This window comes from Motilibacter rhizosphaerae (assembly GCF_004216915.1).
GTDB lineage: Bacteria > Actinomycetota > Actinomycetes > Motilibacterales > Motilibacteraceae > Motilibacter > Motilibacter rhizosphaerae.
Genome location: NZ_SGXD01000004.1, coordinates 226,264 through 244,063, shown reverse-complemented (window position 1 = coordinate 244,063; position 17,800 = coordinate 226,264). Strand labels below are relative to the sequence as shown.

The 17,800-nt window shown below is 76.2% G+C and carries 21 protein-coding genes; 18 read left to right on the top strand and 3 right to left on the bottom strand.

What is annotated here, in order from left to right; translation table 11 throughout:
- Positions 1 to 19 precede the first annotated feature (19 nt).
- On the top strand, positions 20 to 601 hold the full coding sequence (locus tag EV189_RS16210; protein WP_130494014.1) for a hypothetical protein: 582 nt from the start codon (positions 20 to 22) through the stop codon (positions 599 to 601).
- 31 nt (positions 602 to 632) lie between these two features.
- Here EV189_RS16210 and ybaK read toward each other — a convergent pair whose 3' ends face one another.
- Together ybaK and EV189_RS16200 are read right to left on the bottom strand one after the other, a co-directional pair.
- Positions 633 to 1,130 carry a Cys-tRNA(Pro) deacylase gene (gene ybaK / locus EV189_RS16205; protein ID WP_130494013.1) on the bottom strand — a complete coding sequence of 166 codons (498 nt, stop codon included), beginning with the start codon at positions 1,128 to 1,130 and terminating at the stop codon, positions 633 to 635.
- Between the two features lie 20 nt (positions 1,131 to 1,150).
- On the bottom strand, positions 1,151 to 1,906 hold the full coding sequence (locus EV189_RS16200) for an LON peptidase substrate-binding domain-containing protein (RefSeq protein WP_165400342.1): 756 nt from the start codon (positions 1,904 to 1,906) through the stop codon (positions 1,151 to 1,153).
- A 110-nt stretch (positions 1,907 to 2,016) separates the two neighbouring features.
- Between EV189_RS16200 and hisD the strand changes: the two genes are divergently transcribed.
- From hisD to hisF, 8 genes are all read left to right on the top strand, one after another.
- Positions 2,017 to 3,330, top strand: coding sequence for a histidinol dehydrogenase (gene hisD, locus EV189_RS16195; RefSeq protein ID WP_130494139.1), 1,314 nt, complete (start codon positions 2,017 to 2,019; stop codon positions 3,328 to 3,330).
- Positions 3,327 to 4,427 carry a histidinol-phosphate transaminase gene (locus tag EV189_RS16190; RefSeq protein WP_130494011.1) on the top strand — a complete coding sequence of 367 codons (1,101 nt, stop codon included), beginning with the start codon at positions 3,327 to 3,329 and terminating at the stop codon, positions 4,425 to 4,427. The genes hisD and EV189_RS16190 overlap by 4 nt, the downstream gene beginning before the upstream one ends.
- Positions 4,424 to 5,041, top strand: a complete 618-nt coding sequence (gene hisB / locus EV189_RS16185) for an imidazoleglycerol-phosphate dehydratase HisB (protein WP_130494010.1) — start codon at positions 4,424 to 4,426, stop codon at positions 5,039 to 5,041. The genes EV189_RS16190 and hisB overlap by 4 nt, the downstream gene beginning before the upstream one ends.
- Positions 5,042 to 5,674: an imidazole glycerol phosphate synthase subunit HisH gene (gene hisH / locus EV189_RS16180; protein WP_130494009.1), complete on the top strand. Its 633-nt coding sequence runs from the start codon at positions 5,042 to 5,044 to the stop codon at positions 5,672 to 5,674.
- Positions 5,671 to 5,997 carry a hypothetical protein gene (locus tag EV189_RS16175; protein WP_130494008.1) on the top strand — a complete coding sequence of 109 codons (327 nt, stop codon included), beginning with the start codon at positions 5,671 to 5,673 and terminating at the stop codon, positions 5,995 to 5,997. Before hisH ends, EV189_RS16175 begins: the two co-directional genes overlap by 4 nt.
- 68 nt (positions 5,998 to 6,065) lie before the next feature.
- The gene (gene priA, locus EV189_RS16170) at positions 6,066 to 6,803 is read left to right on the top strand and encodes a bifunctional 1-(5-phosphoribosyl)-5-((5-phosphoribosylamino)methylideneamino)imidazole-4-carboxamide isomerase/phosphoribosylanthranilate isomerase PriA (RefSeq protein ID WP_130494007.1); all 738 of its coding nucleotides are present in this window, start codon (positions 6,066 to 6,068) and stop codon (positions 6,801 to 6,803) included.
- A 104-nt stretch (positions 6,804 to 6,907) separates the two neighbouring features.
- Positions 6,908 to 8,752: a trypsin-like serine protease gene (locus tag EV189_RS16165; protein ID WP_165400341.1), complete on the top strand. Its 1,845-nt coding sequence runs from the start codon at positions 6,908 to 6,910 to the stop codon at positions 8,750 to 8,752.
- Entirely contained in the window at positions 8,749 to 9,519 is a 771-nt protein-coding gene (gene hisF / locus EV189_RS16160) for an imidazole glycerol phosphate synthase subunit HisF (protein WP_130494005.1), read from the top strand. Before EV189_RS16165 ends, hisF begins: the two co-directional genes overlap by 4 nt.
- 217 nt (positions 9,520 to 9,736) lie before the next feature.
- Here hisF and EV189_RS16155 read toward each other — a convergent pair whose 3' ends face one another.
- The gene (locus EV189_RS16155; protein WP_130494004.1) at positions 9,737 to 10,366 is read right to left on the bottom strand and encodes a TIGR03085 family metal-binding protein; all 630 of its coding nucleotides are present in this window, start codon (positions 10,364 to 10,366) and stop codon (positions 9,737 to 9,739) included.
- 54 nt (positions 10,367 to 10,420) lie between these two features.
- Here EV189_RS16155 and hisI point away from each other — a divergent pair, with 54 nt between their 5' ends.
- The 9 genes from hisI (at position 10,421) to EV189_RS16115 (ending at position 17,775) form a co-directional block, all read left to right on the top strand.
- Positions 10,421 to 10,792 carry a phosphoribosyl-AMP cyclohydrolase gene (gene hisI, locus EV189_RS20485; protein ID WP_196788584.1) on the top strand — a complete coding sequence of 124 codons (372 nt, stop codon included), beginning with the start codon at positions 10,421 to 10,423 and terminating at the stop codon, positions 10,790 to 10,792.
- A complete protein-coding gene (locus tag EV189_RS16150) occupies positions 10,789 to 12,309 on the top strand; it encodes an anthranilate synthase component I (protein WP_231116480.1) in 1,521 nt (506 codons plus the stop codon). The genes hisI and EV189_RS16150 overlap by 4 nt, the downstream gene beginning before the upstream one ends.
- Before the next feature lie 4 nt (positions 12,310 to 12,313).
- Positions 12,314 to 12,871 (top strand): Trp biosynthesis-associated membrane protein, encoded by a 558-nt coding sequence (locus EV189_RS16145; RefSeq protein ID WP_165400340.1) that lies wholly within the window; start codon positions 12,314 to 12,316, stop codon positions 12,869 to 12,871.
- 83 nt (positions 12,872 to 12,954) lie between these two features.
- Entirely contained in the window at positions 12,955 to 13,683 is a 729-nt protein-coding gene (locus tag EV189_RS16140; RefSeq protein WP_130494001.1) for an RDD family protein, read from the top strand.
- A gap of 128 nt (positions 13,684 to 13,811) precedes the next feature.
- Entirely contained in the window at positions 13,812 to 14,126 is a 315-nt protein-coding gene (locus tag EV189_RS20305) for a DUF2752 domain-containing protein (RefSeq protein WP_165400339.1), read from the top strand.
- Between the two features lie 223 nt (positions 14,127 to 14,349).
- The gene (trpC, locus tag EV189_RS16130; RefSeq protein ID WP_130494000.1) at positions 14,350 to 15,159 is read left to right on the top strand and encodes an indole-3-glycerol phosphate synthase TrpC; all 810 of its coding nucleotides are present in this window, start codon (positions 14,350 to 14,352) and stop codon (positions 15,157 to 15,159) included.
- The gene (trpB, locus tag EV189_RS16125; protein ID WP_130493999.1) at positions 15,156 to 16,439 is read left to right on the top strand and encodes a tryptophan synthase subunit beta; all 1,284 of its coding nucleotides are present in this window, start codon (positions 15,156 to 15,158) and stop codon (positions 16,437 to 16,439) included. The genes trpC and trpB overlap by 4 nt, the downstream gene beginning before the upstream one ends.
- Positions 16,433 to 17,236, top strand: a complete 804-nt coding sequence (trpA, locus tag EV189_RS16120) for a tryptophan synthase subunit alpha (RefSeq protein ID WP_130494137.1) — start codon at positions 16,433 to 16,435, stop codon at positions 17,234 to 17,236. Before trpB ends, trpA begins: the two co-directional genes overlap by 7 nt.
- Positions 17,233 to 17,775: a MauE/DoxX family redox-associated membrane protein gene (locus tag EV189_RS16115; protein WP_231116478.1), complete on the top strand. Its 543-nt coding sequence runs from the start codon at positions 17,233 to 17,235 to the stop codon at positions 17,773 to 17,775. The genes trpA and EV189_RS16115 overlap by 4 nt, the downstream gene beginning before the upstream one ends.
- The last annotated feature ends 25 nt before the right edge of the window (positions 17,776 to 17,800 follow it).

Here is a 17,800-nt window from a genome sequence, read left to right as displayed (position 1 = left end):
TCGTCGTAACCTGGACGACGTGGCAGACGCCCCCGTGCCGTACCCCTCGTCCCGGCCCGTGCTCCCCTCCGCCCGGCTCGCGCGCCGCCCGCTCGAGGTCCGCCGCGGCGACCTCGGGCTCGGCGCGGCCGTGGCCGCCGCGTCCGCGGTGCTCGGCCTGGGCGCCGGGCTCGTGTGGGACCGGCTCGCGCCGCACGTCTCCGCCGCCGACGCGGCCGCGGGCGGGGCGGTGCCGGCGTACTTCGGGCGGGACGCGTGGTTCGCGGGCACGACGCTCGTCGCGGGCATCCTCTGCGCCCTGGTCGCCTTCGTCGTGCTCGGGACGCGCTCGGGCAGCAGCCTCGCGGTGCTGCTGGGGCTGGTCGTCGGCGGCGCTGCCGCCGCCGGCCTGGCCTGGGAGGTCGGGCGCTGGCTGTCCCCGGAGCAGTTCCGGGTCGCCGGTCCCGGCGGACGCGAGCAGGTGCGCCACGCGTACGGCGTGCTCGTGGCCTGGCCGCTCGCCGCCACCGTCGTCCACTTCGCGCTGACGGCGGGCTTCGGGGCGGGCGAGCCGCGGCTCGAGGCCGCCCCCGACGAGGAGTCCAGCCCGACCGCGGCCTAGCCGCCCGAGCCAGGCACCCCCCCCCGGCCGCTCAGCGTGCGACGGCCGCCGCGCTCGCGCCCGTGGCGCGCAGCAGGTCCTGCGGCGCGAGCTCGAGGTCGAGCCCCCGCCGGCCCCCGCTGACGTAGACCGTCTCGTGCGCGAGCGCCGAGGCGTCGACGACGGTGGGGAGCGGCTTGCGCTGGCCGACGGGGCTGATGCCGCCCACGACGTAGCCGCTGGAGCGCTCCGCGGCAGCGGGGTCGGCCATCGCGGCGCGCTTGCCCCCGACCGCCGCCGCCAGCGCCTTGAGGTCGAGCTGGCGGTCGACCGGCACCACGCCGACGACGAGCCGCCCGTCGACGTCGGCGACGAGCGTCTTGAGCACGCGCTGCGGCTCGACGCCGAGGACCTCGGCGGCCTCCAGCCCGTAGGACGGCGCCGCCGGGTCGTGGTCGTACGGGTGGGCGGTGAACGCGATGCCCGCCCTCGTCAGCGCCGCGGTCGCGGGAGTGCCGCCGTGTCCGGCAGGGGCGGAGCGCTTGGCCACGGGCGCAGCCTAGCGAGCGGCTAGTTCGCGCTCGCCGTGTCGCGCAGCGCATCGGCCCGGGCGATGGGCAGGCTGGGCAGCGCCTGCATGAGCACCGTCTCGCGGCGCAGCAGCCGGCGCCCCAGCTGCAGCCGGGCCTCGGTGGTGGGCGCCTCGAGCAGGGCCTGCCGGTCGGCGGCCGAGAGGACCATGGCACGCGCGACCGACCACGACACCGACAGCGCGTCCGGCTGCCCGCCGCCGTCGGGCAGGTCGAGGTCGGCGGCGACGGGGTCCGGCAGCGAGGTGACGTAGCGCAGGAGCAGCTCGGCCACGCTCACCGCGAGCTCGTCGGCGTGCCCGCCGGTGTGCTCGTCGAGGGGCTGGACGCGCCCGAGCGCCCACCGCGGGCCCTCGCCGTCGGGCTCACCGGGGCCGGGCCCGACGCCGAGCAGCCGGAACCGGCGCTCGCCCACCGCGGTGAGCTCGAGGGTGCCGTCGTCGTCGGCGCTCACGGTCGTGATGCGGGCCACGGTGCCGACCCCGTGCAGGGCGCTGGCGTCCTCGGCCACGTCGTCGCCGACCTCGCGCGCCCCGCGCAGCGCGACCACGCCGAGCAGGCGCTGCTCGGGCGGCCGGGCGAGCAGCGTGGCGAGCATCCGGCGGTAGCGCGGCTCGAAGACGCGCAGGCCCAGCTCGGCACCGGGCAGCAGCGGGACCCCGAGGGGGAAGAGCGCGAGCTGCTCGTCGTGCCCGACGTGCTCGGCCTGCTCGTCGTGCTCGTCGGCGGGGTCCACCCTGTGAGCGTACGCATCCGTGCCGCACGCGGCCTCCGTAGACTGGCCGGGTGACCGCCCTCGACGCCTCCGCGACCGCCGCTGCGCCGGCACCCCGCGAGCAGGAGCAGCTGCTCCCGCGCGTCGACCTGCGGGGCCGGACCCATGACGAGGAGCTCGTCGCCAGCGTGCTGCCGCGCGCTGCGCTCGACGTCAGCGCAGCGGTCGAGCTCGTGCGCCCCATCGTCGAGGACGTCCGCGCCCGCGGTGCCGCGGCGGTCCGCGAGGCGACGGCGCGCATCGACGGGATCGACGCCGGGACCACCCGCGTCCCCGCCGAGGCCCTGGCCGCGGCGCTCGCGGACCTCGACCCGGCCGTGCGCGCGGCGCTCGAGGAGAGCATCCGGCGGGCGCGGCTGGTGCACGAGGCGCAGCGCCGGCCCGACGAGGTGGTCGAGGTCGCGCCCGGCGGGACGGTCACCGAGCGCTGGGTGCCGGTGCGCCGCGTCGGGCTCTACGTCCCCGGCGGGCTCTGCCCCCTGCCGTCCTCCGTCGTCATGAACGTCGTCCCCGCCCAGGTCGCGGGGGTGCGCTCGCTCGCCGTCGTCAGCCCGCCGCAGCGCGAGCACGGCGGCCTGCCGCACCCCGTGGTCCTCGCGGCCTGCGCGCTGCTCGGCGTCGAGGAGGTCCACGCCGTCGGCGGTGCGCAGGCGGTGGCGATGCTGGCCTACGGCACCGAGCAGTGCCGCAAGGTCGACATGGTCACCGGTCCGGGCAACGTCTACGTCGCGGCCGCCAAGCGGCTCGTGCGCGGCGCGGTCGGCATCGACAGCGAGGCCGGCCCGACCGAGATCGGCATCCTCGCCGACGAGACCGCCGACCCGGTCTTCGTCGCCGCCGACCTGCTGAGCCAGGCCGAGCACGACCCCAACGCCTCCTGCCTGCTCGTCAGCCCGAGCGAGGAGCTCCTCGACGCGGTCGCGGCCGAGGTCGAGCGGCAGTTCGCGCTCACCAAGCACGTCGACCGCGTGGGCCCTGCGCTGCGCTCGCAGAGCGCCGCCGTGCTCGTCGACGACATCGACGCCGGGCTCGCCCTGGTCGACGAGTGGGCGGCGGAGCACCTCGAGGTCATCACCCGCGACGCCGCAGCGGTCGCCGCCCGCGTCACCAACGCCGGCGCCGTCTTCGTCGGTCCCTGGTCGCCGGTCAGCCTCGGCGACTACCTCGCCGGCTCCAACCACGTGCTCCCGACCGGCGGCACGGCGAAGTTCAACCCCGGCCTGTCGGTGCAGACGTTCCTGCGCGGCATCCACGTCGTCGACTACTCGCGCGACGCGCTCGCCGCGGTCGCGCACCACATCGACGCGCTCGGCGGCGCCGAGGACCTGGTGGCGCACGTGGCGGCCGTGCGGGTGCGCGTGCCCGCCGAGGAGGCCGGCGCGTGAGCGAGCTCCAGGACCTGCTCCGGCCCGACCTGCGCGGGCGCACGGCGTACGGCGCACCCCAGATCGACGTGCCGGTCCGCCTCAACACCAACGAGAACCCCCACCCGCCTTCCGCGGCGCTGGTGGCGGACCTCGCGGCCTCGGTCGCGGCCGCGGCCGAGCAGCTCAACCGCTACCCCGACCGCGACGCGGTCGCGCTGCGGGGGGAGCTCGCGGCGTACCTCTCCTCGGCGACGGGCGTCCCGCTCGACGCCAGCCGGGTGTGGGCGGCCAACGGCTCCAACGAGGTCATCCAGCAGCTGCTGCAGGCGTTCGGCGGGCCGGGGCGCACGGCGCTGGGCTTCGGCCCGACGTACTCGATGTACCCCCTCTACTGCGTCGGGACGGGCACCGGCTGGGTCGACGCCGACGTCCGCGACGAGCGGTTCGGGCTCGACGTCGACCGTGCAGTCGCCGCCGTGCAGGAGGCGGACCCCGACGTCGTCTTCCTCTGCTCGCCCAACAACCCGACCGGCACCGCGGTCCCGCCGGACGCCGTCGAGCGGCTCTACGCCGCGACCCGCGGGATCCTCGTCGTCGACGAGGCCTACGCCGAGTTCGGCGGCGCGACCTCCGCGGCCGTCCTGCTCGAGGGGCGCCCGCGGCTCGTCGTCTGCCGCACGATGTCGAAGGCGTTCGCGTTCGCCGGCGGCCGGCTGGGCTACCTCGCCGCAGCGCCGGAGGTCGTCGACGCGCTGCAGCTCGTGCGGCTGCCCTACCACCTCTCCGTCGTCGCCCAGGAGGCCGCGCGCGCGGCGCTGCGCCACGCCGACGAGACCCTCGCCTCCGTGGCGGCCGTGCGCGAGCAGCGCGAGCGGATCGTCGAGGTGCTGCGCGCCCGCGGCCTCGACGCGGTCGACTCGGACTCCAACTTCGTGCTGTTCGGCCGCTTCGCCGACTCCGGCAAGGTGTGGCAGGCACTGCTCGACCGCGGTGTCCTCGTCCGGGACGTCGGCCTGCCCGGCTGGCTGCGCGTCACCGCCGGCACCACTGACGAGACCACGACGTTCCTCGACGCGCTCGCCGCAGCGCTCGACCTCCTGGGGGAGACCGCGTGAGCGAGCAGACCCGCCCGTCCCGCACCGGCCGCGTCGAGCGGGTGACGAAGGAGTCCTCGGTGCTCGTCGAGGTCGACCTCGACGGCACCGGCACCGTCGACATCAGCACGGGCGTCGGGTTCTACGACCACATGCTCGCCCAGCTCGGCAAGCACGGGCTGCTCGACCTCACCGTCAAGACCGAGGGCGACGTCCACATCGACGCGCACCACACCGTCGAGGACACCGCCATCGCGCTCGGCGAGGCGCTGCGCCAGGCGCTCGGCGACAAGGCGGGGATCCGCCGCTTCGGCGACGCGCTCGTCCCGCTCGACGAGACCCTCGTCCAGGTCGCGGTCGACCTGGCCGGCCGGCCGTACTGCGTGCACACCGGCGAGCCCGAGGGCCAGGCCTACGTCGTCATCGGCGGGGACTACGTCGGCTCGCTCACTCGGCACGCCGTCGAGAGCATCGCCTCCAACGCGGCGATCGCCCTGCACGTGCGCGTCCTCGCCGGCCGCGACCCGCACCACATCGTCGAGGCGCAGTTCAAGGCGCTGGGCCGTGCGCTGCGCGACGCCGTCGCCTGGGACCCGCGCGTCGTCGGCGTGCCCTCGACGAAGGGGTCGCTCTAGGTGGCGCCCACCGTCACCGTCCTCGACTACGGCTCCGGCAACCTGCGCTCGGCCGTCCGCGCGCTGGAGCGCGTCGGCGCCGAGGTCGTGCTCACCAGCGACCGCACCACCGCGGAGGAGGCCGACGGCCTCGTCGTGCCGGGGGTCGGCGCGTACGCCGCGTGCATGGTCGGGCTGCGCGCAGTCCGCGGCCCGGAGATCATCGGCCGGCGCCTCGCGGGCGGCCGACCCGTGCTCGGCATCTGCGTCGGCATGCAGGTGCTGTTCGAGCGGGGCGTCGAGCACGGCGTCGAGGCCGAGGGCTGCGGCGAGTGGCCGGGCACGGTCGACCGGCTGGAGGCCCCGGTCCTGCCGCACATGGGCTGGAACACCGTCGACGCGCCCGAGGACAGCGCGCTGTTCGCCGGCGTGCGCGACGAGCGGTTCTACTTCGTCCACTCCTACGGCGTGCGCCGCTTCGACCTCGTGAGCGGCGAGCGCTACCGCGCCCCGCTCGTCACCTGGGCCACGCACGGCCAGCCCTTCGTCGCGGCGGTCGAGAACGGCGCCCTCTCGGCGACGCAGTTCCACCCGGAGAAGTCCGGCGACCCGGGCGCCGAGCTGCTGCGCAACTGGCTCAAGACCCTGCAGTGAGCGCGAAGGGCGAGCGGGCGCGACGGCGCGCCGAGCTCGAGCGGGAGCGCGCCGCCGCCGCTGAGCGCGAGGCCGGGCGGCGCGACCGGCGCCGGTCCCGCGCGCTGCTCCTCCAGCGGGTGCGCGCGCTGCTGCCGCGGCGGCGGCGCACCGACGGCGTGCTGGGCCGGCGGCGCAGGGCCCGGCGCACGGCGGTCGTCGCGCTCGAGGTGGTGGTGCTCATGCTGGCCTGGCCGGCGCTCGAGACGCCGCTCGGCCGTGTCGCAGCGGTCGTCGTCGCCCTCGTCGCGCTGCCCGTCCTGCTCGTCCTCGTGACCCCCTGACCGCGCACACCGACCACCCGCACGACCGCCCGCACCGACCGCCCCCACCACCCCCGGAGCGCCCCCGCATGACCGACGCCCCCGCCCCCCTCGTCCTGCTCCCCGCCGTCGACGTCGCGGGCGGCCAGGCCGTCCGCCTCGTCCAGGGCGCGGCCGGCTCGGAGACGTCGTACGGCGACCCCCTCGACGCCGCCCTCGCCTGGCAGTCGGCGGGTGCCGAGTGGATCCACCTGGTGGACCTCGACGCGGCCTTCGGGCGCGGCAGCAACCGCGAGCTGCTCGCCGAGGTGACCGGGCGCGTGGACGTGCAGGTAGAGCTCTCCGGCGGCATCCGCGACGACGCCTCGCTCGAGGCCGCGCTCGCGACGGGGTGCGCGCGCGTCAACCTCGGCACCGCCGCCCTCGAGTCGCCGGACTGGGTGCGCGGGGCCATCGCCCGGCACGGCGACCGCATCGCCGTCGGGCTCGACGTGCGCGGCACCACGCTCGCCGCTCGCGGCTGGACCCAGGAGGGCGGCGAGCTGTTCGACGTGCTCGCCCGCCTCGACGCCGACGGCTGCGCGCGCTACGTCGTCACCGACGTCGCGAAGGACGGCACCCTCACCGGGCCGAACCTCGAGCTGCTCCGGCGCGTGTGCGCCGCGACAGACCGGCCCGTGGTCGCGAGCGGCGGGGTCTCCACGCTGGCCGACCTCGAGGCGCTGCGCACCCTGGTGCCCGTGGGCGTCGAGGGCGCCATCGTCGGCAAGGCGCTGTACGCCGGGGCCTTCACCCTCGAGGACGCGCTCGACGTCGCCGGCCGGTGAGCGGCCGAGCGGGCGACGCCCGAACGGAGCACGCCCGCGCGCGGCCGCGCCGCCGTGGCCGTCCTGACCCCTACAGTCTCCTGGTGCAGAAGAGGAGCCCCATGGTGCCCAGACCGCGATCGTCCGCCCTCCGCCCCGCGCGGATCGTCCCGGGGGTCGTCGCGGTCGCCGCGGCGCTCACCGGACTCGCCGCCCCCGCCGCAGGAGCGGCGACGGTCCACCTGGCGACGCCCCGGACGCCGCGTACCGCCCCCCTGCCGGTGACCCGCGACATCACGCACGGCACCGTCATCCGCAACCCGCAGACCGCCGCCCCCTGGGTGCTGCCGCTCCTCCACGTCGACAAGTCCCTGGCGGCCGACCCCGTTCCGCAGGCGTACGACGCCTCGTGCAGCTCCTCGGCGATCTCCGACCGGGAGATCATCACCGCGGCGCACTGCGTCGTCGAGCCGGGCCTCTACTACGTCATGGTCGGCGGGAGCCGGATGACGAGCGGCCACGCCGTGCCCGTCGAGGTCGTCCGCTACAACTCGCGCTACAGCTCGACCCGGATCCGCAACGACATCGCGGTGCTGCGCACGCTGGTCCCGCTGGGCCTGCCGTCGTACGCGAAGATCGGCACCGCCTCGCTCGCCCGCAAGGTCACCTCGGCGCGTCCGCCGGCGCTGCGGATCTACGGGTGGGGCAAGCCGGCCAACACCACCGACCCGGACGGCTTCCTGCGCACGGTCGCGGTGCACCAGCTGGACTCGACCGCGACGAAGCTGTTCGGCAGCGGCTTCGACCCGCACACGCAGATCGCCGTCGGCTCGCGCCTGCGCAACGGGCGCTACGCCGGCACCTGCCAGGGCGACAGCGGCGGCCCGCTCGTCGTCAAGGTCGGCCGCGCGTCCTACGTCGTCGGCGTGACGAGCTACGGGCTCAAGGCCGGCTGCGACATGGGACCGAGCGTCTTCACGAGCGTCGGGGCGTTCAGCGCCTGGGCCGCGCAGGCGCGCAAGTCGCTGCCCGCGCTGGCGAAGACCGCCAACCGCGCCCTGCCGTACGCCCTCACCGCCCCGACGCTGTCCACCAACGGGGGAGCCCCGGTCGCCGCGCTCGGCCAGCCGATCACCTGCAACGCGCCGACCGGCGCGCAGCTGACGGAGAACGCCACCGTGGCCGGTGTCTCGTTCCTGCGCAACGGCAGCACCCAGGTCCCGGCCGCGGCGGGCGGTGTGCACGTGGTCGAGGCCGCAGACGCCGACGCGCAGCTCGCCTGCGTCGTCACGCTGCACTCCAGCGTCGGCAGCACGTCCGTGACGAGCGCGGCGTTCACCTTCCCGGCCGCGCCTGACGCCTACGTCACGCCGGTGATCAGCGGCCTCGCGGGCGACGGCTCGATGCCGGTGCCCGGGACGGTCGCGACCTGCGCGGCGACCTTCACCGTGCCGGGCGTGAGCGTCGGCTACGACTGGTTCGCGTCCAGCAGCTCGGTCGACCTCACCGGCGCCACGCCGCTCGCGACCGGGGCGGCGTCGCTGACGCTGACGACCGACGTGCTCAAGGCCGCGGCCGGCCGCGAGCTGGTCTGCCGGGCCACGGGCTCGAACGGCATGGGCTCGTCGCAGGCCACGACCGGCTCGTACATCCCGAGCCTGCGGGCGCCGTACCTCTCCGGGCTGGCGGTCAACGGCACGGTGGCGCGGAACTCGCCCCTGACCTGCGCGGCCACCCCCTCGGACGCGACCGCGGTCGTGTCCTACCGCTGGGCGCGCTCGGCGGGCTTCCTCGTCGGCAGCGGGCCGCTCCCGGCGACGGCGGCGGTCATCGCGGGGCAGACGGGCCCGAGCTACACGACGACCAACGGCGCGCCGGACACGGGGAACTACCTCACCTGCGAGGTCACCGCCACGACGTGGCAGGGGACGAGCGTGGCCTACGAGTCCACGTTCAGCCGGATCCCGTGACCCTCGCCGTCCGCGTCATCCCCTGCCTCGACGTCGACGCCGGCCGGGTGGTCAAGGGCGTCAACTTCACCGCGATCCGCGACGCGGGTGACCCGGTGGAGATGGCCAAGGCCTACGACGCCGAGGGGGCCGACGAGCTCGTCTTCCTCGACATCACGGCGAGCAGCGGTGAGCGCGACACGACGTACGACGTGGTGCGCCGCACCGCCGAGCAGGTCTTCATCCCGCTCACCGTCGGGGGCGGGGTGCGCAGCGTCGAGGACGTCGACCGCCTGCTCCGGGCCGGCGCGGACAAGGTGGGCGTCAACACCGCCGCCGTGGCGCGCCCGGAGCTCGTCGCGGAGATCAGCACGCGATTCGGCTCGCAGGTGCTCGTGCTCTCGATCGACGCGCGCCGCTGCCCGGCGGGCACGGAGACCGAGAGCGGCTTCGAGGTGACCACGCACGGCGGGCGCCGCGGCACGGGCACCGACGCGGTCGCCTGGGCCGCGCGCGCTGCCGAGCTGGGGGCGGGGGAGATCCTGCTCAACAGCATCGACGGCGACGGCACCAAGGACGGCTACGACCTGGAGATGGTGCGCGCGGTCCGGGCCGCCGTCGGCGTCCCCGTCATCGCCTCGGGCGGCGCGGGCGCGCTCGGCGACTTCGCCCCGGCGGTCGAGGCCGGGGCCGACGCCGTGCTCGCGGCGTCCGTGTTCCACTTCGGCGAGCTGCGGATCGGCGAGGTCAAGCGCTCCCTGGCCGACGCGGGGCTGCCGGTCCGCTGACCCGCGCCTCCGCGGTGATCATGCAGATCCTGGCGGGGTCTCCGCCCCTCCCGCGGTGATCATGCAGATCTTGGCCGGGTGGCACCTCCAGGATGGGCATGATCACGGCCAGGGAGGTGGGCCCAGGATGTGCATGATCACGGCCAGGGGGGTGGGCCCAGGATGTGCATGATCGCGGCCAGTCGGGGGCCCGGATGTGCATGATCACGGGGAGGGGTCAGGGGCCGGAGAACCACTCCGCGACCGGCGTGTCGGCCGGCTCCACGACGAGCCGGGCGGCCCGGCCGCGTCCGAACGCCAGCAGCAGCAGCTCGACGGGCGCGGCCTCGACGACGACCCGGCGCTCGCCGGACCCCACCTCGACGACGTCCGGGCTCCCGCTGCGGCGCAGCGCGACGGTCGCCGGGGCACGGCGGCCGAGCCGCTTCGCCAGGCCCGGCACCCGGGCCCACAGCGCGTCCTCCACCCCCGCGGGCAGCTCGCGCGGCTCCCACCCCGGCTGCGCGCGGCGCAGGTCCTCGTGATGGATGACGAGCTCGACGAGGTCGGCCGCCTCGCGCAGCTGCGGGATGCGCGTCGGCCACCAGGGAGCAGGACCACGGCGCACCCGGTCCACGAGGGCGGCGTAGTCGCCCGCGGCGATGCCGTCCTGCACCCGCTGGGTGTGGCCCGCGAGCGGCCGCACGGCGATCCCGAGGGCGGCGTCGGGGCGGTGCTCGCGCAGGACGACGTGCGCGGCGAGGTCGCGGGCGCGCCACGGCGGGCAGAGGGTCGGGGCCGCGGGGTCGAGCCCGGCGAGGGTGTCGGCGAGGGCGGCGCGCTCAGCCGGCGCGTACGAGGTGGTCACGAGGGGCCAGCCTGCCCGCCCGCGCCGCCTCCAGTCGTGCGGCAAGATGACCGGGTGCCCAGCCGCGTCACCGACTCCGCCCTCGCCCCCGACGTCGCCGCCCGCCTCAAGCGCGACGCCGACGGCCTCGTCGCCGCCGTCGTGCAGCAGTGGGACACCCGCGAGGTGCTCATGGTCGGCTGGATGGACGACGAGGCGCTGCACCGCACGCTGACCTCGGGCCGGGCGACCTACTGGAGCCGCAGCCGGCAGGAGTACTGGGTCAAGGGCGGCACCTCGGGCCACGTCCAGCACGTCAAGGGCGTCCGGCTCGACTGCGACGGCGACGCGCTGCTGCTCGAGGTCGACCAGGTCGGCGCGGCCTGCCACACCGGGGACCGCACGTGCTTCGACGCCGTCGCGCTGCCCGTGGTGGTGGGGGAGTGAGCCCGGCGTACGGCGGGGTGGAGCCCTCGCTCGAGGAGTTCCGCACGCTCGCGAAGGACCGTCGGGTCATCCCCGTCGTCCGGCGGCTGCTCGCCGACGGCGAGACGCCGGTGGGCGTCTACCGCAAGCTGGCGCAGGAGCGGCCGGGCACCTTCCTGCTCGAGTCCGCCGAGCACGGCGGGGTGTGGTCGCGCTACTCGATCGTGGGCGCGGCCAGCGCGGCGACGCTCACCGAGCAGGACGGGGAGGCCGTCTGGCTGGGGACGCCGCCCGTCGGCCTGCCCACCGGGGGCGACCCGCTCGAGGCGGTGCGCGGCACCCTCGCCGCGCTGCACACCGAGCCCGACCCCGACCGCGGGCTCCCGCCGCTGACCGGGGGGCTCGTCGGCTACGTCGGGTACGACGCGGTGCGGCGGCTCGAGCGCCTCCCCAGCCTCGCCGAGGACGACCTGCGGCTGCCGGAGCTCGCGCTCCTGCTCGCGACGGACCTCGCCGTGCTCGACCACGCCGACGGCACCGTCGTGCTCATCGCCAATGCCGTCAACTGGGACGACAGCGACGAGCGGGTCGACGACGCGTACGCCGACGCCGTCTCCCGGCTCGACCGGATGACGGGGGAGCTCGCCACGCCGGCGCCCCCGACGGTGGCGGTGCTCGACCGGCGCGACCCGGACTACGACCGGCGGACCGCGCAGCCGGCGTACGAGGCCGCGGTGGAGGAGGCGAAGGAGGCGATCCGCGCCGGCGAGGCGTTCCAGATCGTCGTCGGGCAGCGCTTCGAGGCGCGGACGTCGGCGAGCGCCCTCGACGTCTACCGGGTCCTGCGCGTCACCAACCCGAGCCCGTACATGTACCTCCTGCGCCTCCCGCAGGGCTTCGACATCGTCGGCTCGAGCCCGGAGGCGCTGGTCAAGGTGACGGGCGGGCGCGCCATGCTCCACCCGATCGCGGGGACCCGGCCGCGCGGCAGCACGCCGGAGGAGGACGCCGCGCTCGGCGTCGAGCTGCTCGCGGACCCCAAGGAGCGCGCCGAGCACCTCATGCTCGTCGACCTCGGGCGCAACGACCTGGGCCGGGTCAGCGCGCCCGGCACCGTCGAGGTCGTCGACTTCATGTCGGTGGAGCGCTACAGCCACGTCATGCACATCGTCTCGACCGTCGTCGGCCGGCTGGCGCCGGGGCGCACCGCGTTCGACGCGCTGACGGCGTGCTTCCCCGCCGGGACGCTGTCCGGGGCGCCGAAGCCGCGCGCGATGGAGATCATCGAGTCGCTCGAGCCCACCCGCCGCGGCGTCTACGGCGGCATCGTCGGCTACCTCGACTTCGCCGGCGACGCCGACACGGCCATCGCGATCCGGACGGCGGTGCTGCGCGACGGCACGGCGTACGTCAGCGCGGGCGCCGGCATCGTCGCCGACTCCGACCCCGCGACCGAGGACGCGGAGTGCCGCCACAAGGCCGCGGCCGTGCTCCGCGCCGTGGCTGCCGCGGGCACCCTGCGCCCGGCTGGCGCGTGACCCGGTGAGCGCCGCCCGCGAGCGCGCCACCGCCGTCCTGCTGATCGCCCTCGGCGGCCTCGTCGTGCTCGTCGCCGCCGGCCGTACGTGGGTGCGGCTCCGCCCGGCCGCGGCCGTCGCGCTCCCGCCGGTGCGCCTGTCGGGCCGCGCGCTCTCCGCCGGGGTGCCGGCCCTCGGGCTGCTCCTCCTCGCGGCCGCCGCCGGGGTGCTCGCCGTGCGGGGCCCGGCCCGGCGGGCGGTGGGTGCCGTCGCGGTCCTCGCCGCCCTCCTCGCCGCGGAGCTCACCGTCGCCGCGGCGTACGGGCCGCACCGCCGCGCGACGGCCGTCTCGGCGGCGGGGGACCGGCTCGGCTCGCCCACCGGGGCCACGGCCGCCACCAGCGGCTGGCCCGCCGTCGCGCTGGCCGGCGCCGCGCTGGCCCTCGCGGGTGGCGCCTGGGCGCTCGCCCGCTCCGGCCGGTGGAGCTCGCTGGGGCGGCGCTACGACTCCCCAGCGCGCCCTTCCGGGCAGGACGTGGACGCCTGGCAGGCGCTCTCCCGCGGGGACGATCCCACCCTGTGAGTCGTTGAGGCCCTCCGCGTGGTCCGGAGCGCTAGGGTGCGGCGCACGCCCGGACCCGGGACCCGATGGAAGGACGATCCCCGATGAGCAGCGAGTACCCCCCGCCGAGCGCGCCCGGCGAGGGCGAGCAGCCCCCCTCGGCCCCGTCGTACGGCGGCCCGTCGTTCGAGAAGCCCAGCTCGGAGCCGCCCGCTGCGCCGTCCTACGGAGCGCCGTCCGGCCCGTCGTTCGAGAAGCCGGCGGAGGCCCCGTCGTACGGCGCGCCCGCCGAGCAGCCGCAGTACGGGCAGCCGCAGTACGGGCAGCCGCAGTACGGCCAGCCGCAGTACGGCCAGCCGCAGTACGGCCAGCCGCAGTACGGCCAGCCGCAGTACGGCCAGCCCGCCTACGGCTACCCGGGTGCCTACGCGAGCTGGGGCCAGCGGGCCCTCGGCACGCTGGTCGACGCCGGCCTGGTCATCGGCGGCTACATCGTGGTGTTCGTCGTCGCCGGCATCATCGGCCACGTCAGCGGCGTGCTCGGCGGCCTGCTCTTCTTCCTCGGCTTCCTGGCGGTGCTGGCGCTCGCGATCTGGAACACGGTCTGGAAGCAGGGCACGACCGGCCAGTCGATCGGGAAGGGCGTCGCCAAGATCAAGCTGGTCCGCGAGGTCGACGGCCAGGTGCTCGGCCCGGGCATGAGCTTCGTGCGGCAGATCGCCCACTTCCTCGACAGCATCCCCTGCTACGTCGGCTACCTCTGGCCGCTCTGGGACCCGAAGCGCCAGACGTTCGCGGACAAGATCCTCCAGTCCGTCGTGATCCCGGTCTGACCACGAGCACCACGTCCAGCACCACCCAGCAGCGGCCGACCCCCCGAGCGCGGGGGCTGGCCGCTCCTGCGTCCGCGGCCCTGGCGGCGGGCGCTGCGGTCGGCGCGCTCGTCCTCCGCGACCCGCACGTGCCCGGGTCGTGGGGCTGGTGCCCGCTGCGCCGGCTGACCGGCCTGTCCTGCCCCTTCTGCGGCGGCCTGCGTGCGGTCGACGACCTGGCGCGCGGGCACGCCGGTGACGCCCTCGCGAGCAACGGCTACGTCGTGCTCGTCGTGCTGCCGCTCGCGGTCCTGCTCTGGGCGACGTGGGCGGTGCGGCGCTGGCGCGACCCGTACGCCCCGGCTCCGGCCCTGCCGGCCGCCGTCGCCTGGGCCGTGCTCGGGGCGGGCGTGCTCTTCGCGGTCGTGCGCGACCTGCCGCTGGGGCTGCCCCTCGGGCCGTGAGGCGCCGGCCCGAGCCGGTCCTCCGCCAGGACCAGCGCCACCCGTCCGCGTCACCCGTCCGCGTCACTCGTCCGGGGGGCCCCGGGAGGCAGCGTCAGCCCCCCGGTCTACCCTGGCCGTAGGCGAGGAAGCCCGACCCGGCCGAGGCCGCGAGGAGCCCGCCGTCGTTGCCCGCACCAGCCGGCCAGCAGGGCCGCCCGGTCGTTCTAGGGAGCCGCCCGAGGTGACAGTCCTCGACGACATCGTCGCGGGGGTGCGCGAGGACCTCGCCGAGCGGCAGGCCCGCGTCGCGCTCGACGACCTCAAGGCCCGCTGCGCCCGGGTGCCCGACGCCAAGCCCGTCGTGCAGGGGTTCCGCAGCGGCGGCGTGCGCATCATCGCCGAGGTCAAGCGCAAGAGCCCGAGCAAGGGCGAGCTCGCCGACATCCCGGACCCCGCGCTGCTAGCGGGGGAGTACGAAGCAGGCGGCGCCTTCGCCATCAGCGTGCTCACCGAGCAGCGCCGCTTCGGCGGCACGCTCGCCGACCTCGACGCCGTGCGCCAGGCCGTCGACGCCCCTCTGCTGCGCAAGGACTTCATCGTGAGCAGCTACCAGCTGTGGGAGGCGCGCGCCCACGGCGCGGACCTCGCGCTGCTCATCGTGGCGGCGCTGGAGCAGAACGCCCTCGTCTCGCTCATCGAGCGGGCGGAGTCCATCGGGCTCACGCCGCTCGTCGAGGCCCACGACGCCGAGGAGGTCCGCCGGGCGGTCGACGCCGGCGCGCGCGTCATCGGCGTCAACGCCCGCAGCCTCAAGACGCTCGAGGTCGACACCTCGCTGTTCGCCCGCCTGGCCCCGCTGATCCCCGACGAGTGCGTCAAGGTCGCCGAGTCCGGCATCAGCGGCGCGCACGACGTCATCGAGCTGGCCCGCGAGGGGGCCGACGCGGTCCTCGTCGGCGAGACGCTCGTCAAGGGCAAGGACCCGCGCTCGGCCGTGGCCGACCTCGTGGCCGCTGGTGCCCACCCCGCGCTGAAGCAGCCCCGGCCGTGACCGCGCCCGCCGTCCCCGCCCCGCTGCCCGACTCGAGCGGCCACTTCGGCCGCTTCGGCGGCCGCTTCGTGCCCGAGGCGCTCGTCGCCGCCCTCGACCAGGTCGCCGAGGAGTACGCCCGGGCCCGCCAGGACCCGGCCTTCCTCGCCGAGCTCGACGGGCTGCTGAAGGACTACACCGGCCGGCCGAGCGCGCTGACCGACGTGCCCCGCTTCGCGGCGCACGCGGGCGGCGCGCGGGTCCTGCTCAAGCGCGAGGACCTCAACCACACCGGCTCGCACAAGATCAACAACGTGCTCGGGCAGGCGCTGCTCACCCGACGCATGGGCAAGAAGCGCGTCATCGCGGAGACGGGGGCGGGCCAGCACGGCGTCGCCACGGCCACCGCCGCGGCGCTGTTCGGCCTCGAGTGCGTCGTCTACATGGGCGAGGAGGACACCCGCCGGCAGGCGCTCAACGTCGCCCGCATGCGGCTGCTCGGCGCGGAGGTCGTCCCCGTCCGCACCGGCTCGCGCACGCTCAAGGACGCGATCAACGAGGCGTTCCGCGACTGGGTCACCAACGTCGAGTCGACGCACTACCTGTTCGGCACGGTCGCCGGGCCGCACCCGTTCCCGCAGCTCGTGCGCGACTTCCAGCGCGTGGTCGGCGACGAGGCGCGCGGCCAGGTGCTCGAGCGCGTCGGCCGGCTGCCCGACGCGGTCTGCGCCTGCGTCGGCGGCGGCAGCAACGCGATCGGCATCTTCACCGCGTTCCTCGAGGACGAGGCCGTGCGGCTCTACGGCTTCGAGGCCGGCGGCGACGGCGTCGAGACCGGCCGGCACGCGGCGACGATCACGGCCGGGGCGCCCGGCGTGCTGCACGGGTCGCGCTCGTTCGTCCTCCAGGACGACTGGGGCCAGACCATCGAGAGCCACTCGATCAGCGCCGGGCTGGACTACCCGGGCGTGGGTCCGGAGCACGCCTACCTCGCCGACATCGGCCGCGTCGCGTACGAGCCGGTGACCGACCGCGAGGCCATGGACGCGCTGTCCCTGCTCAGCCGCACCGAGGGCATCATCCCGGCGATCGAGAGCGCCCACGCGCTCGCCGGCGCGCTGCGGGTGGGCAGGGCGCTCGGCGAGGACGCGGTCCTGCTCGTCAACCTCTCCGGCCGCGGCGACAAGGACGTCGACACGGCGGCCCGGTGGTTCGGGCTGCTCTCCGACGAGCAGATCGTCGAGGCGGCCGAGGCGCAGGTCGCCGAGCCGCCGCAGGAGAGCTCGGGGGAGGGCTGGTGAGCGCGCTCGACAGCCGGCTCGCCGAGCGGCGGGCCGAGGGGCGCGCGGCACTCGTCGGATACCTCCCCGCCGGGTTCCCCTCCCCGGACGGGGCGCTCGCCGTCGCCCGCGCGATGGTCGAGGGCGGCTGCGACGTCATCGAGGTCGGGCTTCCCTACTCCGACCCGGTGCTCGACGGCCCCGCGATCCAGCAGGCCGTCGACCAGGCGCTCCGTGCCGGGGTCGGCCCGAAGGACGTCCTGCGCACCGTCGAGGCGGCCTCGTCCGCGGGCGCGGCGACGCTGGTGATGACGTACTGGAACCCGGTCGAGCGCCAGGGCCCGGAGCGCTTCGCCGCCGACCTCGCCGCCGCCGGCGGGTCCGGCGTCATCCTCCCCGACCTCCCTCCCGAGGAGGCCGGCGCGTGGCTCAGCGCCGCCGAGGACCACGGGCTCGACAGCGTCTTCCTCGTCGCCCCCTCCTCGAGCGAGGAGCGCGTCGCGGCCGTCTGCGCCGCGAGCTCGGGCTTCGTCTACGCCGCCTCGCTCATGGGCGTGACGGGCGTCCTCGCCGTCAGCTCGGGGGCGCGGGACCTCGTGGCCCGCACCCGTCAGCACACCGACCTGCCGGTCTGCGTCGGGCTCGGGGTCAGCACGCCCGAGCAGGCGGAGGAGGTCGCGGCGTACGCCGACGGCGTCATCGTCGGCACCGCCTTCGTGCGCGCGGTGCTCGAGGCGCCCGACGAGGCCGCCGGTGCCGCCGCTGCCGGGGAGCTGGCCGGGCGCCTCGCGGCGGGAGTGCGCGCGGGGCGGTCGTGAGCACGGCGCGGGCGACCCTCGCGGCGCCTCCCGGCACCCCGCAGCGGGGCCGCGTGCTCGACACGGTGGGCACGCTGCTGCGCGTCGTGCTCGGGGTCGTGCTCGTGGTGGCGGCGCTGCTCAAGCTGCCGCACCCGGGGGAGAGCGTGCGGGCGGTGCAGGCGTACCAGATCCTCCCGCACGCCGCCGGCGTCCAGGTCGGTCACGTGCTGCCCTTCGTCGAGCTCGCCATCGGCGTCCTGCTCGTCCTCGGCCTCGCGACGCGCGGGGCCGCGGTGGTCGCGGGGCTGCTCATGGTCGCCTTCCTCGTCGGCATCTCCTCGGCCTGGGCCCGCGGGCTCTCCATCGACTGCGGGTGCTTCGGCGGCGGGGGAGCGGTCGCGAAGGGCCATACCCGCTACGTCCAGGAGCTGCTCCGCGACGCCGGTCTGCTCGCCTGCGCGGCCTGGCTCGTCGTGCGCCCGCGAACGCTCGGCGCCCTCGAGTCGTTGCTCCTGCCGGACATGCACGACCCCCAGGACCACCGCCCGGCGGGGTGAGCAGCGCTCCGCCGAACCAGTCCGG